The organism is Bradyrhizobium sp. LB14.3, from assembly GCF_040547985.1.
Lineage (GTDB): Bacteria > Pseudomonadota > Alphaproteobacteria > Rhizobiales > Xanthobacteraceae > Bradyrhizobium.
Genome location: NZ_JBEPQT010000030.1, coordinates 54,148 through 69,936 on the forward strand (window position 1 = coordinate 54,148; position 15,789 = coordinate 69,936).

At 64.3% G+C, this 15,789-nt stretch carries 13 protein-coding genes; 8 read left to right on the plus strand and 5 right to left on the minus strand.

Annotated features, from left to right (window positions below; translation table 11 throughout):
* Positions 1-39: 39 nt before the first annotated feature.
* Positions 40-435 carry a cytochrome c-550 CycA gene (cycA, locus tag ABIB00_RS33255; protein WP_247343671.1) on the minus strand — a complete coding sequence of 132 codons (396 nt, stop codon included), beginning with the start codon at positions 433-435 and terminating at the stop codon, positions 40-42.
* A gap of 274 nt (positions 436-709) precedes the next feature.
* Between cycA and ABIB00_RS33260 the strand changes: the two genes are divergently transcribed.
* The 5 genes from ABIB00_RS33260 to ABIB00_RS33280 all read left to right on the plus strand — a co-directional run bounded on the left by ABIB00_RS33260 (position 710) and on the right by ABIB00_RS33280 (position 6,685).
* Complete coding sequence (locus tag ABIB00_RS33260) at positions 710-2,203, plus strand: FAD-linked oxidase C-terminal domain-containing protein (RefSeq protein WP_354052235.1); 1,494 nt, start codon at positions 710-712, stop codon at positions 2,201-2,203.
* Between the two features lie 62 nt (positions 2,204-2,265).
* A complete protein-coding gene (locus ABIB00_RS33265; RefSeq protein ID WP_354107271.1) occupies positions 2,266-3,504 on the plus strand; it encodes an FAD-binding protein in 1,239 nt (412 codons plus the stop codon).
* Positions 3,501-4,823, plus strand: coding sequence for a glycolate oxidase subunit GlcF (gene glcF, locus ABIB00_RS33270; RefSeq protein WP_354107272.1), 1,323 nt, complete (start codon positions 3,501-3,503; stop codon positions 4,821-4,823). Before ABIB00_RS33265 ends, glcF begins: the two co-directional genes overlap by 4 nt.
* Before the next feature lie 85 nt (positions 4,824-4,908).
* Positions 4,909-5,280, plus strand: a complete 372-nt coding sequence (locus ABIB00_RS33275) for a histone (RefSeq protein WP_247343660.1) — start codon at positions 4,909-4,911, stop codon at positions 5,278-5,280.
* Between the two features lie 403 nt (positions 5,281-5,683).
* Entirely contained in the window at positions 5,684-6,685 is a 1,002-nt protein-coding gene (locus tag ABIB00_RS33280) for a TorF family putative porin (protein ID WP_354107273.1), read from the plus strand.
* 265 nt (positions 6,686-6,950) lie between these two features.
* Here the strand turns inward: ABIB00_RS33280 and ABIB00_RS33285 are convergent, their stop codons facing one another.
* The gene (locus ABIB00_RS33285) at positions 6,951-8,714 is read right to left on the minus strand and encodes an ABC transporter ATP-binding protein/permease (RefSeq protein WP_247443000.1); all 1,764 of its coding nucleotides are present in this window, start codon (positions 8,712-8,714) and stop codon (positions 6,951-6,953) included.
* A gap of 316 nt (positions 8,715-9,030) precedes the next feature.
* On the opposite strand from ABIB00_RS33285, the gene ABIB00_RS33290 reads away from it, so the two are divergent.
* Together ABIB00_RS33290 and ABIB00_RS33295 are read left to right on the plus strand one after the other, a co-directional pair.
* Positions 9,031-10,695 (plus strand): L-lactate permease, encoded by a 1,665-nt coding sequence (locus tag ABIB00_RS33290; protein ID WP_247343650.1) that lies wholly within the window; start codon positions 9,031-9,033, stop codon positions 10,693-10,695.
* Positions 10,696-10,827: 132 nt separating this feature from the next.
* Positions 10,828-11,226 carry an META domain-containing protein gene (locus ABIB00_RS33295; RefSeq protein WP_354107274.1) on the plus strand — a complete coding sequence of 133 codons (399 nt, stop codon included), beginning with the start codon at positions 10,828-10,830 and terminating at the stop codon, positions 11,224-11,226.
* Between the two features lie 58 nt (positions 11,227-11,284).
* Here ABIB00_RS33295 and ABIB00_RS33300 read toward each other — a convergent pair whose 3' ends face one another.
* The 3 genes from ABIB00_RS33300 to ABIB00_RS33310 form a co-directional block, all read right to left on the minus strand.
* A complete protein-coding gene (locus ABIB00_RS33300; protein ID WP_354107275.1) occupies positions 11,285-12,496 on the minus strand; it encodes a hypothetical protein in 1,212 nt (403 codons plus the stop codon).
* 202 nt (positions 12,497-12,698) lie between these two features.
* Positions 12,699-14,324, minus strand: a complete 1,626-nt coding sequence (gene groL / locus ABIB00_RS33305) for a chaperonin GroEL (protein WP_247343639.1) — start codon at positions 14,322-14,324, stop codon at positions 12,699-12,701.
* Between the two features lie 143 nt (positions 14,325-14,467).
* Entirely contained in the window at positions 14,468-14,764 is a 297-nt protein-coding gene (locus tag ABIB00_RS33310) for a co-chaperone GroES (protein ID WP_247343636.1), read from the minus strand.
* A gap of 331 nt (positions 14,765-15,095) precedes the next feature.
* On the opposite strand from ABIB00_RS33310, the gene ABIB00_RS33315 reads away from it, so the two are divergent.
* Complete coding sequence (locus ABIB00_RS33315) at positions 15,096-15,617, plus strand: hypothetical protein (protein WP_027520433.1); 522 nt, start codon at positions 15,096-15,098, stop codon at positions 15,615-15,617.
* Positions 15,618-15,789 lie beyond the last annotated feature (172 nt).

A 15,789-nucleotide genomic window follows, 5' to 3' on the forward strand; every position in this document is an offset into this window, starting at 1 on the left:
GCCCTGGATTTAGCGGCGAGGACGCCGCCGTTCACGCGCTTACTGCTTGATCTTCCCGTCCTTGTCGAACTGCGACACATAGGTCCAGAGATTGTTGATCTCGGTCTGGTTCTTGATGCCGGCGAACGCCATCTTGGTACCTGGGATCTTGGCCTTGGGGTCCTTGATGTATTCCTTGAACTGGGCCTCGTTCCAGGTAATGCCCGAATTCTTGTTCGCGTCGGAGTAATTGTAGTCCGGCGCGGTACCGGACTTGCGGCCGTCGAGGCCGTTGAGCTCGGGGCCGACCTTGTTCTTGGCGCCTTCGCCGATCGCGTGGCAGGCCAGGCATTTGTTGAACGACGACTTGCCGGCCGCGGCATCCTGCGCCATCGCGGCAGGTGCGGTGGCAATCGCGGTGAGGATGGTCAGTGCGCCAAAAATCAGTTTTGTCATCGGGTGCTCTTCGTCTCTTCCCTGGGGGTCTGGTCAGTTACTTGCCTGATCGGCAATCGTCGGACCTGCCGGTTTTGGCAGGCCTGCCCGGCTTGGACAAGCCGCCAAACCATGACAGGTTTCACGATTTCCTACTTGTCCCAGAGCGAACTCGCGCAAGATCGTCGATCCGACTTTCGGATGGCCTACCCAAACCACCGCGGACGTGGTTGATTTGTCGCGACAAATCGATCGTGCGGCGTCAGCGGGAAGGATACGCCATGAAGGATGTGATATGGCCATCATGATGCCTGCGAGCGACCAAGCCGTGCTCGCGCGCCGCGCTGAGATCGTGGCTGCATTGCGCGCAATCGTCCCAGGCGAAGGCGTGATCGACAGCGCCGCCGAGATGCGGGCCTATGAATCCGACGGGCTGACGGCCTATCGGCAGCCGCCGATGGTCGTGGTGCTGCCCGACACGACCGAGCAGGTTTCGCTCGTCCTGAAATATTGTGCAGGGCAGGGCATCAAGGTGGTGCCGCGCGGTTCCGGCACCTCACTGTCCGGCGGCGCGCTGCCGCTGGAAGACGGCGTGCTCTTGGGCCTCGGCAAGTTCAAGCGCATCCGCGAGATCGATTTCGACAACCGCGCCGTCGTCACCGAACCCGGCGTCACCAACCTCGCGATCAGCCAGGCCGTCGCCCATGCCGGGTTCTACTACGCGCCGGATCCGTCCTCGCAGATCGCCTGCTCGATCGGCGGCAATGTCGCGGAGAATTCCGGCGGCGTGCACTGCCTGAAATACGGCATGACCACCAACAACGTGCTCGGCTGCGAGATCGTGCTGATGAGCGGCGAGATCCTGCGCATCGGCGGCAAGTCGGCGGAGAACACCGGCTATGACTTGATGGGCGTCATCACCGGCTCCGAAGGGCTGCTCGGGGTCATCACCGAGATCACGGTGCGCATCCTGCAAAAGCCGGAGACGGCGCGCGCGCTGATGGTCGGGTTCGCGCAAGTCGAGGCGGCCGGCGAATGCGTGGCGCGCATCATCGGCGCGGGCATCATTCCCGGCGGCATGGAGATGATGGACAAGCCTGCGATCCACGCCGCGGAGGCCTTCGTCCATGCCGGCTATCCGCTCGATGTCGAGGCGCTCCTCATCATCGAGCTCGACGGTCCCAGGATCGAGGTCGACGAGCTGATCACGCGCGTCGAGACGATTGCGAATGCTTGCGGCTCGACCACCTGCCAGATCTCGACCTCGGAGGCCGAGCGCAATCTGTTCTGGGCCGGCCGGAAAGCTGCGTTCCCCGCCGTCGGCCGCATCTCCCCCGACTATCTCTGCATGGACGGCACCATCCCACGCGGTGCGCTGCCGAAGGCGCTGGCGCGCATCCGCGAGCTATCGGAAAAATATCAGCTCGGTTGCGCCAATGTGTTCCATGCCGGCGACGGCAATCTGCATCCGCTGATCCTCTATGACGCCAACAAGCCCGGCGAGATCGAGCGCGCCGAAGCCTTCGGCGCCGACATCCTGCGCGCCTGCGTCGAGTTCGGCGGCGTGCTCACCGGCGAGCACGGCGTCGGCATCGAGAAGCGCGATCTGATGCCGGAGATGTTCAGCGAGATCGACCTCAACCAGCAGCAGCGCCTGAAATGCGCCTTCGACGCGCAGGGGCTGCTCAATCCCGGAAAGGTGTTTCCGACCCTGCACCGCTGCGCCGAGCTCGGCCGCATGCATGTACACGCCGGCAAGCTGGCGTTTCCGGACATCCCGCGGTTCTAGCGTCGCCCCGCAGCAACGCGCCAAATTTGATTTCCGCTGCAAACTTGGATACCGGCTCAGTCGTGGATACGCTCAGGGTTAGAGACGCCAAAGACGTCGAAGAGGTGGTGCGCGCGGCGATTGCCAATGAGCAGCCGCTCGAGATCATCGGTCATGGCAGCAAGCGCAGCATCGGTCATGCGATGGCGACCAACGCCGTGCTCGACGTCTCCGCGCTGAATGCCATCACCGCCTACGAGCCCAACGAACTCATTGTCACGCTCCAGGCCGGGGCGCCGCTGGCCGACGTGCTGTCGCTGATCGATGCCAAGAACCAGCAATTCGCCTTCGAGCCGATGAACACGGCGCCGCTGCTCGGCACGCCCGCGCTCGGCACCATTGGTGGCATGATCGCGGCTGGCCTGGCCGGCCCGCGCCGGATCAGGGCGGGCGGGGCGCGCGACCATCTGCTCGGGGCGCATGCGGTCTCCGGTTTCGGCGACAGCTTCAAGACCGGCGGCAAGGTGGTGAAGAACGTCACCGGCTACGACCTCTGCAAGCTTCTCGCCGGTTCCTGGGGCACGCTGTCGGTCATGACCGAGGTCACGCTGAAGGTGATGCCGAAGCCGGAGGCCGAGCGGACGCTGCTGCTGCGCGGGCTCGACGATGCCGCCGCCAACAAGGCGATGACCGCGGCGCTCGGCTCGCCCTTTGACGTTTCCGGTGCCGCGCACCTGCCAAAATCGGCGTTCCGGACCAGGACCGAAGGTCTCGGCGATATCGCGGGCCAGGGCGAGGCGCTGACCGTGCTGCGGCTCGAAGGCATTACTGCCTCCGCCGCCCACCGAGCTGGCTCGCTGCGCGAATTGCTGGCCCCGTTCGGAACCGCGACGCTGGTCGAGGACGTCGCGTCCGCGGCGCTATGGGCCGCGATCCGCGACGTCCTGCCGTTCGCTGCCAGTGGCGCGCTGGGGGCCTGGCCGGTCTGGCGGATCGTCTGTCCGCCGGCGTCGGGCGCAGCTCTGGGGACGCTGCTGGCGCGCGAGACCGGCGGCGACGTGATCTACGATTGGGGCGGCGGACTGATCTGGGCGGCGTTGCCACCGAAGTCGGACGCCCACGCCCCGGCCGTGCGCGAACGTACGAATGCGGTCGGCGGGCACGCCACGCTGATCCGGGCGGCTGAGGACATCAGGCGCGGTGTCGACGTGTTCCATCCGCAAGCCGTTGGCATCGTCGCGTTGAGCGAACGAGTCCGCGCGAGTTTCGATCCGAAGACCATCCTCAACCGGGGCCGGCTGACGCGGGGCCCTACGGCATGAAGACCGAATTCTCACTCGCGCAGCTCGCCGACCCCGACATCGCGGAAGCCGACAAGATCCTGCGCGCCTGCGTCCATTGCGGCTTCTGCACCGCGACCTGTCCGACCTATGTGCTGCTTGGCGACGAGCTCGATAGCCCGCGCGGCCGCATCTATCTGATCAAGGAGATGCTGGAGAAGGACCTGACGCCGACGGCTGAAGTGGTCAAGCATGTCGACCGCTGCCTGTCGTGCCTGTCCTGCATGACGACCTGCCCCTCGGGGGTCAATTACATGCACCTTGTCGACCAGGCCCGGGTCAGGATCGAGCAGCGTTATGAGCGGCCGCTGACGGAGCGGCTGCTGCGCCGGTTGCTGGCCTTCGTCCTGCCCGACCCGCGGCGTTTCCGCGTGAGCATGGTGCTGGCGCGGCTGGCCCGCCCGCTGGCCGTGCTCCTGCCGACGCCCCGGCCATCTGCCACGCCCGGCCTGTTCCAACGCCTCAAGGCGATGCTGGCACTGGCGCCGAACCGGCTGCCGCCGCCGGGACCCGCCGCCGGCAGTGTGTTCGCAGCGCTCGGCAAGAAGCGTGGCCGGGTCGCGCTGCTCCAGGGCTGCGCCCAGCAGGTGCTGGCGCCGCGCATCAACCAGGCCGCCATCAATCTCCTCACGCGCCACGGCATCGAGGTCGTCCTTGTCAGGGACGAGCAGTGCTGCGGCGCGCTGACCCATCACCTTGGTAACGACCAGGACGCACTGGCCCGGGCTCGCGCCAATATCGCGGCGTGGCTTACGGAAGCGGCCGGCGAGGGGCTCGACGCCATCCTGGTGACGGCGTCCGGCTGCGGCACCGTGATCAAGGATTACGGCTATCTTCTGCGAGAGGACGCTGCGTTTGCCGCCGACGCGGCGAAGGTCTCCGCACTCGCCAAGGACATCACCGAATACGTCGCCGGCCTCGGACTCGCGGCCACCGCGCGACAAGACAACATCGTCGTCGCCTATCACTCAGCGTGTTCGTTGCAGCACGGGCAGAAAATCACGGGCCTTCCGAAAGAATTGCTTTCCAAGAATGGATTCGTGGTGAAAGATGTGCCGGAGAGCCATTTGTGTTGCGGTTCGGCGGGGACCTACAACATTCTCCAGCCCGAGCTTGCGGGCCGGTTGCGCGATCGCAAGGTCGCCAACATCGCGAGCGTCAAGCCGGACATGATTGCCACAGGCAATATCGGCTGCATGGTGCAGATTGCCAGTGGCACGTCAGTTCCGGTCGTACACACGATTGAGCTTCTCGATTGGGCTACGGGCGGATCGCGGCCGGCATTGAACGCGCAAGTTTGAGCTTTCAAAGGCCTGAGCTTTCGTCCGGAGGTGACGGCTGAAGACGCCCGATCGACCATTGTTCGGCGGCAACAGGAGGACCACGATGGCGAAAGCGAAGAAGAAGAAAAGCAAGAAGGCCAAAAAGGCCAGGAAGGCTGTAGCGGCGAAGAAGACCGCAAAGAAGGCAGCCAAGAAGTCCGCGAAGAAGTCTGCCAAGAAAGCCACCAAGAAATCAGCGAAGAAGGCCGCGTCGAAGAAGGCCGCAAAGAAGTCGGCCAAGAAGGCAGCTCAGCCGGCTGCACCTAAGAAGGCCGCCAAGAAGGCTGCCAAGAAAGCGGCACCGAAGAAGGCGAAGGCAGCTCCCGCGCCGAAGCCGTCAGCGCCAGCAACTCCGGCTCCCGAGCCTGCCGCCGAGACAAGCTGGGCGATGCCTTCGTCTTCTGCGGAAGCGACGCCGGCCGAGGGACAAGGTTAGGCCAAAGGCTGGATCCAATCCGACGACCATGATCGACAACAGGAAGGCCGCAGCGGTGATGCTGCGGCCTTTTTGCATCGGCGCGACGGCGCGCGGAGATTGTCTTGTCCGGGAGCAGCCTGATTCGTCGCGCGGACAGCACGGTACCGCGGGTCCCGTACTAACCCGGGCATGTCTGTGCGCTTTGCAATGCAAATGATGTGATCGGGAAGACACACAGGCTGACAACCTTTCGTGGAATCGTCAGAACGCCCAAAAAGTCAGCAGATGCCTGCGATATTTGCTTCACGGTTCACGTCACCCCATCCAAATTGCCGCGGTTACGAAATTTGCAATCAGGTCGTGCGTTCCGGGGGGCTTCCGGGATCCGACTAGGGTCTTAGAACTGGTGATGGGGATCGAAATGAAAAAAGTGGCTTTGTTGGCAACGGCGCTGGCAATGGTGACGAGTTCGGCTTTCGCGGCAGACATGGCGGTGAAGGCCAAGGCCCCGCCAGTGGTTGCGTTTGACCCCTGGGATATCGCCTTCGGCGGCGCCATCATGAGCGACTACATCTTCCGCGGCGTCACGCAGTCGAACCACAAGCCGTCAGTCGCGGCCTATTTTGAGCCGCGCTACAACGTCAACAAGGACCTCCAGCTCTACGTCGGCGTGTCCGCGGAGAGCATTTCGTTCGCCAATCGCGCCGCTGCTGAAGTCGACATCTACGGCGGTATCCGCCCGACCTTCGGCGCCTTCGCCTTCGACATTGGTATCTGGGGCTACCTGTATCCGGGCGGCAGCTGCGCCGACAACGTGCTCACCGGCGGCATTCCCGGCGGCAACGTCTGCGGCGTCAGCACGACCACGATCTTCCTCGCCGACGGCAACGTCATGAAGAAGGACGTCAGCTTCGTCGAAGTCTACGGCAAGGTGAACTACACCATCAACGACAGCTTCACGGTCGGCGCGACCGAGTATTACTCGCCGAATTTCCTGAACTCGGGTGCCTGGGGCAATTACGCTTCGTTGACCGCCAAGTACACGGCGCCCAGCACAGCCTTCGGCGCCTCCGGCATGGGCATGTACGTGTCGGGTGAATTCGGCCGGCAGTGGTTCGGTACCTCGGATGCCTTCTACGGCACCGGTGTCGGCACCGTTTTCGCCAACGGTATCCCCTACAAGGACTACAACACCTGGAATATCGGCATCGGCTTCACCTACAAGGTGTTCACGCTGGACTTGCGTTACTCCGACACCGACCTGAACAAGGGTGACTGCAACGCCTTCACCAGCGCCTTCAACGCCACCGGCACCACCAACGTCACCGCGATCAACCCGGGCGGCGCCGGCTCCAACTGGTGCGGCGCGGCCGGCATTGCCAAGCTGTCGTTCGACCTGACGGCGATGAGCAACCTGAAGTAAGCTTCTTCTCGAAGCGACTAGATAAGGGCGGCAGGGCAACCTGCCGCCCTTATGCTTTGGGTTGGGGTCTGCGAAAGGGCGTGGCCTTCATGGTTCGAGACGCGCCGTAAGGCGGCGCTCCTCACCATGAGGGTTGGGATTTCGTCGCGGGGCAGGACCTCATCCTGAGGGCCCGCCAGAGGCGGGCGTCTCGAAGGATGGGCCGCACGGAAGCCGCCCATCGGTCGTTTGAAAGCGATAGCCCGCGGGCCATCGCCGTTGCGCCTCAGCGCGCCGCGCTCGGCTCCTTCTCGACCGGCGCGCCACTGTCACCGAGAACGTGGATCGCGCCGTGCTTCACCATCGTTACCTTGCGGGTATGGAAGGCGTCGAGTGTCGAGCGGTGGCCGATGGAGACGAGGGTGGCCTGTGGCAGCTTCTCCGTCAGCAGCCGGTACAGCCGGGCTTCGGACGGTTCGTCCAGCGAGGCCGTGGCTTCGTCCAGGAACAGGTAGTCCGGCGCGTGCAGCAGCGCGCGGGCGAGCCCGAGGCGCTGCTGCTCGCCCAGCGACAGCATCCGATTCCAGTGGCCTTCCTCGTCGAGTCGCTCGGCGAGGTCGGGCAGTCCGACCGCGATCAGCGTGTCCCTGACGCGTGCGGTTTCGAATGCGCCCGGCGCGGCCGGATAGACCACGGCGTCGCGCAGCACGCCGACCGGGAAATACGGGCGCTGGGGGAGCATCATCAGCTTCGCCTTTTCCGGGACGAAGATGGTGCCGGTGCCGAACGGCCAGATGCCGGCGATGGCCCGGAACAGCGTCGACTTGCCGGAGCCTGACGGTCCGGTCACCAGCACGCGCTCCGACGTCTGGATGGAGAAGGCGTCGGCGGCGACCAGCGGCGTGCCGCTCGGCAGGTTCACGCAGAGCTGTTCGAGTGCGATAGTGCGATTGACGCCGGCGGGCTCGAGGGCAATCGCCGGCTCGTGCGGCGGCAGGTTCGCGGCCGCATCGACCGACATCTCGAAGCCGTCGAGGCGCGCGACGATCGAGCGCCATTCCGCCAGCGACCGGTACGCCGTGACGAAGAACGACAGTGCGCCCTGCACGCTTGAGAAGGCGGAGGCGGTCTGCATCATGTCGCCAAGCTGAATCTTCTTGGCGAAGAAGGCCGGCGCCACCAGCACGTAGGGAAAGATCACGGCGGCCTGCTGATAGCTCGCGGTGAACGCGGTGAGGCGCTTGGTCCGGCTCATGATGGCGTACCAATTGCCGATCACGAAGCCGAAGCGCTCCAGCAGGCGGCCGCGCTCGGCACCTTCGCCCTTGAGCAGCGCGATCTGCTCGGAGTTCTCGCGGACGCGGACGAGGTTGAAGCGGAAGTCGGCCTCATAGCGCTGCTGTTCGAAATTGAGATTGACCAGTGGCGCGCCGATCCAGTGCGTCAGCGCGGTGCCGAAGATCGCGTAGACCAGCGCGCCCCAGCACAGATAGCCGGGGATCATGAGGTCGGCGCCGAACAGGTGCAGCGGCGCGGCGTTGGACAGGCCCCAGAGGATGATCACGAAGGAGAACAGCGTCACGATCGACGAGAGCAGGCCGAGCCCGATGGTCAGGGTCTGCTCGACGAAGTTCTTGACGTCCTCGGTGATGCGCTGGTCCGGGTTGTCGGCCGCATCGCCCTTGAGCTGCATGCGGTAATGGGTGGCGCCTTGCAGCCATTCGCCCAGATAGTGCCGGGTCAGCCATTGCCGCCAGCGGATCTGGAGCCACTGGTTCAGGTACAGCTTGTAGACCGCCAGCGCGATGAAGGCGGAGGCGAGGCCGACGAAGATCCAGATCTGCGTGACGAAGGCATCCCAGTCGCTATTCTGGAGCGCACTGTAGAACCGGTTCTGCCATTGGTTTACCAGGACGTCGATCGCGACCAGCGCCAGCTCCATCGCGATGACAGCGGCGAGCAGGCCGCGGCCGGCCCATTTGTCCTCCGATCGGAAATAAGGGGCGGCGATTCGCCAGACGATCGCGAGCGTGGCGCGGATGTTCTTCACAGAGCTGGGTCTCCTGAGGGGATGTGCACAACTGCCCGGGGCCAAAGATTTGGGGCGCGACGGCGGAAATGGGCGCGCTTAGACTAAAGTCGCAGGTTCTGCAATTTGCGTTGGCTTGTCGCAGCTTGCAACCCTAGCATGGGCCTCAACGGCGCGGGGTGGGGTGCTTCGGGATTTCGCGGGCTTGTGAGCGGGAGGGGAACCGCTGCATTCGCGAGGAATTCGCGTCCAACTCGGCGGTTATCGCTTCAGCGTCGAGCAGGATCGGCTGTCCACGCGGGCCGCCTGCCGCACACATGCGTGGGGGAGGAAGACCATGTGGAATCAAGTCTATGACCCGTTGCACAGCCCTGTGCTGTCGACGATCGCGGCGGCAGTCCCTGTCGTCACACTATTGGTCCTGATCGCGAGCGGGCGCGTCCAGGCTCATATTGCGGCGATCATCGCCGTGATCGTGGCCAATCTGATCGCGATCTTCGTCTTCACCATGCCGGCCAACATGTCGATCCGCGCTTCGGTGCTGGGCATCGTCACCGGTTTCTTTCCGATCGGCTGGATCGTTCTCAACGTCATCTTCCTTTACCGGGTGACGGTGACCACCGGACGCTTCGAATTGCTCAAGCGCGCGGTCGGCGGGGTCACCGAGGATCGGCGGCTGCAATTGCTGCTGATCGCGTTCTCGTTCGGCGCCTTCTTCGAGGGTGCTTCGGGCTTCGGTACCCCGGTCGCGATCACCGGTGCCGTGCTGATCGGCCTCGGCTTCTCGCCGCTCGCGGCCTCCGGCCTGTCGCTGATCGCCAACACAGCACCGGTCGCCTTTGGCGCGCTGGGCACGCCGATCCAGGGCCTCGCTTCGGTCACCGGGCTCGATCCCTACATCCTCGGCGCGATGGTCGGACGGCAGTTGCCGATCTTCTCACTGATCGTGCCGTTCTGGGTGGTGTGGGCGTTCGCGGGCTGGAGGGGCATGAAGGACGTGTGGCCGGCGGTTCTCGTCACCGGCGTGTCGTTCGCAGTCCCGCAATTCGTGATCTCGAACTTCGTCAACCCCTGGATCGTCGACATCGGCGCGTCGCTGATCTCGATGGGCGCGCTGATCCTGTTCCTGAAGGTGTGGCAGCCCAGGCAGCTCTGGCTGTCGCCGGCGCTGCGCAGCCGTGATGAATCGACCTCCACCATGGCGGCCGCAAAACCCCTCGACAAGACGCCGCTCACCCAGAGCGAGATGTTCAGCGCGCTGCTGCCTTGGATCATCGTCTGTATCGTGATGCTGATCTGGGGCAACGGTGCCTTCAAGACCTGGGCGAACTCGATCTTCACCTGGAACTACCCCGTTCCCGAGCTGCATCAGATGATCAACAAGATGCCGCCGGTCGCACCGGGACCGACGAAAGAGAGTGCGGTGTTCGGCTTCACCTACCTGTCCTTCACCGGCACGGGCATGCTGATCGCGGCGATCATCTCAGGCTTCCTGATGGGCGTCGGTCCTGGCCGGCTCTTGACGGAATACGGCCGCACCATCCGGCTGTGCGCGATCTCGCTGATCACGATCTCGGCGATGCTCGCGATCGGCACGCTGACGCGGCTCTCCGGCGTGGACGCGACGCTCGGCCTCGCCTTTGCTGCAACCGGCGTGCTCTATCCCTTCTTCGGCACGCTGCTCGGCTGGTTGGGCGTGGCGCTGACGGGATCGGATACCGCTTCCAACGTTCTGTTCGGAAATCTTCAGAAGATCACCTCCGAGCAGCTTGGCCTGTCGCCGATCCTGATGGCGGCGGCAAACTCGTCCGGCGGCGTGATGGGCAAGATGATCGACGCCCAATCGATCGTGGTCGCCTCGACCGCGACCAACTGGTACGGCCATGAAGGCACCATCCTGCGCTTTGTGTTCTGGCACTCGATCGTGTTGGCTTCCCTGGTCGGCGTGTTCGTGACGTTACAGGCCTATGTCTGGCCGTTCACGGCGATGGTGCTGAAGTAGCAGGCCACGCCCGGCGTCGATGCAAATCCCCGCGGAGGTCTCTCCGCGGGGATTTTTGCATGCGGGCGAAGCTTCTCATTGCAGCTGCCGTCTTATAGAAGGTGCGGCAAATCAGGTCGGTCGAGAGGTCTCATGGTTTCGCTCAAGCAGATGGTGTGTGCGGCGGTTGCGACGCTCGCGATGGCCACTGTCGCGCGTGCCGATGACGGTTTCCCGTTCGGCACCGAGATGACGCTCGAAGCACTGCCGCAGCCCGGCTCGAAGCGGATTCCGAACATCGAGATCGGCGACAATGGCGAGGTGGTGCTGGAGCTCTGGTGCAAGGGCGGCAAGGGCCAGTTCTCGGTCGCCGGCAACACCGTGATCTTCATGCCCGGCCAGATCCAGGACCGCTCCTGCCCGCCGGCAAGAGCGCAGGCCGACGACGATCTCGTAGCAGCGCTCGGCAGCGCCGAGACCTGGAAGCGTCAGGGCGACGAGCTCACGCTCGTCGGCCCCAAGCCGCTGCGCTTTCGCGTCAACGGGAATTAGCTTTCGTGTCCCGGCCCTGCAGCGCTTTCGCGCTGCGTCCGGGGCACCCTGCCTCGTACTACTTCCACACCGACTTGTCGGCGTCCCAGCGCTGGCCTTTCAGCTCCTTGGTGAGCGCCTCGACCGAACCGTTGTCGTCGGGCTGATCGCCTTCCTCGTCGGCCGTCGCTTCGTCCGAGAGATTGAGCTTGGCGCCGCTGCTCTCGTCGGCTGTCGTGGTTGCGGGGCTGCCGATCCAGAGCATGAGCTTGTCGGACGTGCCGGGTTTGTCGGGCGAGAAGAGCCCTGCAACCTCGATCGTGTCGGTCAGCTCGAGTGCCGGGAAATCCTGGTTCGGCCGCTTGAACACCAGCTTGAGCTTGCCGGTGGCCGGGTTGAAGCTTTGCGAGACCGGCTTTGCCGCGAGCGTCCTGCTCAGCACGCCAGCCACCGCGGCCGCGAGCTTGTCGCGGTTGAGCTTGTCGCCGTCGCGCCAGTCGGCGGCGGGGATGCGGATGGTGCGGTCCATCTCGGTCATGCCCGCGGTCCAGCCCGCGGTGATGACGCCGGGCATCGCCTTGAATTTCTCCAACAGGGCGCCTGCGCGCTCCGGATCGACCGACATGTTGATGGTCTGCTCACCTGCGCGCAGCGCGTCGCAGCCGACGGTGAGACTCGCCAGCGTCACCTCGACGTCCTGGCCCTTCAGGCTCTTCAGGAACTCCGTCGCGGCATCCAGCTTGACCTTGACCGCAATCGCTTCCGGCGAGACGTCGGTGAAATCCTTCGGCTGCGGCGTGATGCCGTCGTCGGAGGTCTGGTTGTCCAGGAATTCCTTCTCGCTGAGATCGGAATTGTCGGGAGAGGTGACCTCGGTCACGGCCTGGCCAATGCTGATCTGGCCGCGGAATTCGAACGTGTCTCCAGCCTGTTTGCGCAGCAGTTTGACGGTGACGGGCGCTTTCGCGCCGAGGCTCTGCGTCGTACCCGTCAGGTTCTGGCCGGCGACCTGGAGATTGACGACGAAGCGGTCCTTGCGGTCGGAATTCTTCGCGACCGGATAACAGACGTCGAGCACGGCTGCGGTGACGGTCTTGCCCTGGCGTGTCTCCTTCAGGATCACGTCGGCATTGCCGTCCATCAGCCCGTCGATCGAGGTGAAATAGCGCGTCTCCGCGCCGCCGGGCGCCGTGGCCTTCGGCGACAGCTTCATCTGGGCGGATGCGACCTCAGGCGAAACTGCAAGCAGAGCCGCCAATAAAACTGTCGGGCAAACCAGAAGCGCGCGCATCGACGAAATCCCCGGGCAATGGGGCATGATCCGGAAAAGTGTGAAGCGGTTTTTCCGATCAGATCATGCCCAAACAATTCGAATCGGGCGTTACCGTAGTGGGTTTTGGGCGCCGGTTGAATTGGAAAGCACAGGCCATGATCGGCAAAAAAGAAGGCCGCCCGGAGGCGGCCTTCGCAACACTGTCAGGCGAGGATCGGCCTTAGAAGCCGCCCATGCCGCCGCCCGGCATGGCGGGCGCTTCCTTCTTCGGTGACTCGGCGACCATGGCCTCGGTGGTCACCAGCAGGCCGGCGATCGAGGCGGCGTCCTGGAGCGCGGTGCGGACCACCTTGGCGGGATCGATGATGCCCTTGTCGACCATGTCGACATAGTCCTCGTTCTGGGCGTCGAAGCCGAAGGTCTCGGACTTGTTCTCCAGGATCTTGCCGACGACGATCGAGCCTTCCACGCCCGCGTTCTCGGCGATCTGGCGAAGCGGAGCTTCCAGCGCCTTCAACACGATGTTGATGCCGGCCTGCACGTCCGCATTGGCGTTGGTGAGACGGCCGACGGCTTTCTTGGCACGGAGCAGCGCGACGCCGCCGCCGGGGACGATGCCTTCCTGCACCGCGGCGCGGGTGGCGTTGAGCGCGTCCTCGACGCGGTCCTTCTTCTCCTTGACCTCGATCTCGGTGGCGCCGCCGACGCGGATCACCGCGACGCCGCCGGCGAGCTTGGCGAGGCGCTCCTGGAGCTTCTCACGGTCGTAGTCCGAGGTGGTCTCCTCGATCTGGGCCTTGATCTGGCCGACGCGGGCCTCGATCTCGGGCTTCTTGCCGCCGCCCTTGACGATGGTGGTGTTCTCCTTGTCGATCACCACCTTGCCTGCCCGACCCAGCATCTTCACCGTGACGTTCTCGAGCTTGATGCCGAGGTCTTCGGAGATGAGCTGACCGCCGGTGAGGATCGCGAGGTCCTCCAGCATGGCCTTGCGGCGATCACCGAAGCCCGGCGCCTTGACGGCGGCGACCTTCAGGCCGCCACGGAGGCGGTTGACGACCAGGGTGGCCAGCGCCTCGCCCTCGACGTCCTCGGCGATGATGACGAGCGGCTTGCCCGACTGCATCACAGCTTCCAGCACCGGCAGCATGGCCTGCAGGCCGGACAGCTTCTTCTCGTGCAGGAGGATGTAGGCGTCCTCGAGCTCGGCGGTCATTTTCTCGGGGTTGGTGACGAAGTAGGGCGACAGATAGCCGCGGTCGAACTTCATGCCCTCGACGATCTCGACTTCGGTCTCGATCGACTTGTTTTCCTCGACGGTGATGACACCCTCGTTGCCGACCTTCTGCATCGCCTGGGCGATCATCTTGCCGATGGCGGTGTCGCCATTGGACGAGATGGTGCCGACCTGGGCGACCTCGGAGGAGGCTGCGACCGGCTTGGCGCGCTTCTGGATGTCCTTGACGACAGCGGCAACCGCGATGTCGATGCCGCGCTTGAGATCCATCGGGTTCATGCCGGCAGCAACCGACTTGGCGCCTTCGCGCACGATGGCCTGGGCCAGCACGGTCGCGGTGGTGGTGCCGTCACCGGCGAGATCGTTGGTCTTGGAGGCAACCTCACGGACCATCTGGGCGCCCATGTTCTCGAACTTGTCCTCGAGCTCGATCTCCTTGGCGACGGTGACGCCGTCCTTGGTGATGCGGGGCGCGCCGAACGACTTCTCGATGAGGACGTTGCGGCCCTTCGGGCCGAGCGTCACCTTGACGGCGTTGGCGAGAATGTCGACGCCGCGCAGCATGCGATCGCGCGCGTCTCCGGAAAATTTGACGTCTTTGGCAGCCATGGTCTGTAATTCCTCTTGTTTCGTGATGTGTCTGCCGCTCGGCGTCGCAAGTCCGGAGTCCGGAATCGAACCCGGCGGAATGATGGATGCCCGGATCTCAGGGACCCGGGCATGACATTCAGCGGCTGTTCAGGCTGATGGCCTTAGGCCATGACGCCCATGATGTCCGATTCCTTCATGATCAGGAGATCTTCGTTGTCGATCTTGACCTCGGTGCCCGACCACTTGCCGAACAGCACGAGGTCGCCGACCTTGAGGTCGATCGGGGTCAGCTTGCCGGCCTCGTCGCGGCCGCCGGGGCCGACGGCGACGATTTCGCCCTGGGACGGCTTTTCCTTGGCGCTGTCCGGAATGATGATGCCGCCCTTGGTCTTTTCCTCGGCGTCGATACGTTTGACCACGACACGGTCATGCAGCGGACGAAATTTGGATTTAGCCATGACGTTTCCCTTTGGAGGCTCGCTTCGGATGTAGCGGAAGTGGATGGGGCGGCGCTTCCCGTCCACCCTCTTGCCGAGGATCGGACGGCGCGCTTAGCAATCGGGCTTTCCGAGTGCTAATAGTGCGTCCGGAAATATGGCTTGGCCGCGATCCTGTCAAGCAAAGGTGGTTAAGCGATTGGTGAGGCGGATATAGGATTGTGTCTACAGAAACCTATTGGTCGCGCTGGCGTATAAAGGACGTCATTGCTCCGACAGCGGTTTTGCGCTTGGCTGCAGGAGGGATGCGGTCGAGGTCTTGTTTGGGGGGCAGTTTGCTCGGGGGAATGTCATGATCAGTTCAGCTCACGCACGCACGGTTGCCAATCTGGCGGCCGCCTCTTGCCTGGCGCTGCTGCTTGGCGCCTGCGGCGGCGGCATGAGCCTGCCGTCGTTCTCGTCGTCCTCACCGCCGCCTGAGGCCGAGCCCGGGGCCGGCCCGGAAATGCCGGCGTCGATCCGCGCCGACGAGATCGTCGGCCGCTGGGGTCTCGCCTCGTTCCAGAACCCGGCCGACCGCGCCCGCACCGAGGCTGCCGCCCGGGCCCAGTGCAAAAATCCTTACGTGATCACCGCCGGCTCCTCCGGCGGCGTCATCATGCATCTCGCCGACCAGGCGACGCCGCAGGAGCTGCGGCTGAAGGGCTCGCCCAGCGGCAAGAACTATATCGGGCCGGCGGGTCCGACACCGGGCGAGCAGGACCGCGAGATCGTCTCCTTCGACGGCCGCGTCCTCATCACCCGCTTCATCGACAAGGATGCCGCCACCCGCTACGGCAACATGGTCTACGTCCGCTGCGCGCCAAGGGCGTGATCGGGGCGCCGGCCTAGCCACTCGTCATTGCGAGGAGCGAAGCGACGAAGCAATCCAGGCTCCTTCCGCGGACACAGTCTGGATTGCTCACATGGGGAATGTGTGTGTCAAGGAGAGCAGTCACCTTTTTGTTCGACTGCGGCCACCTCTTCGTCCCGACCGCGGGCTGTGC

What these genes read in the sequence shown, in the direction of transcription:
- cycA (WP_247343671.1), bottom strand. Translation starts at nt 435, where the DNA reads ATGACAAAACTGATTTTTGGCGCACTGACCATCCTCACCGCGATTGCC.
- ABIB00_RS33260 (WP_354052235.1), top strand. Translation starts at nt 710, where the DNA reads ATGGCCATCATGATGCCTGCGAGCGACCAAGCCGTGCTCGCGCGCCGC.
- glcF (WP_354107272.1), top strand. Translation starts at nt 3,501, where the DNA reads ATGAAGACCGAATTCTCACTCGCGCAGCTCGCCGACCCCGACATCGCG.
- ABIB00_RS33275 (WP_247343660.1), top strand. Translation starts at nt 4,909, where the DNA reads ATGGCGAAAGCGAAGAAGAAGAAAAGCAAGAAGGCCAAAAAGGCCAGG.
- ABIB00_RS33280 (WP_354107273.1), top strand. Translation starts at nt 5,684, where the DNA reads ATGAAAAAAGTGGCTTTGTTGGCAACGGCGCTGGCAATGGTGACGAGT.
- ABIB00_RS33290 (WP_247343650.1), top strand. Translation starts at nt 9,031, where the DNA reads ATGTGGAATCAAGTCTATGACCCGTTGCACAGCCCTGTGCTGTCGACG.
- ABIB00_RS33295 (WP_354107274.1), top strand. Translation starts at nt 10,828, where the DNA reads ATGGTTTCGCTCAAGCAGATGGTGTGTGCGGCGGTTGCGACGCTCGCG.
- ABIB00_RS33300 (WP_354107275.1), bottom strand. Translation starts at nt 12,496, where the DNA reads ATGCGCGCGCTTCTGGTTTGCCCGACAGTTTTATTGGCGGCTCTGCTT.
- groL (WP_247343639.1), bottom strand. Translation starts at nt 14,324, where the DNA reads ATGGCTGCCAAAGACGTCAAATTTTCCGGAGACGCGCGCGATCGCATG.
- ABIB00_RS33310 (WP_247343636.1), bottom strand. Translation starts at nt 14,764, where the DNA reads ATGGCTAAATCCAAATTTCGTCCGCTGCATGACCGTGTCGTGGTCAAA.
- ABIB00_RS33315 (WP_027520433.1), top strand. Translation starts at nt 15,096, where the DNA reads ATGATCAGTTCAGCTCACGCACGCACGGTTGCCAATCTGGCGGCCGCC.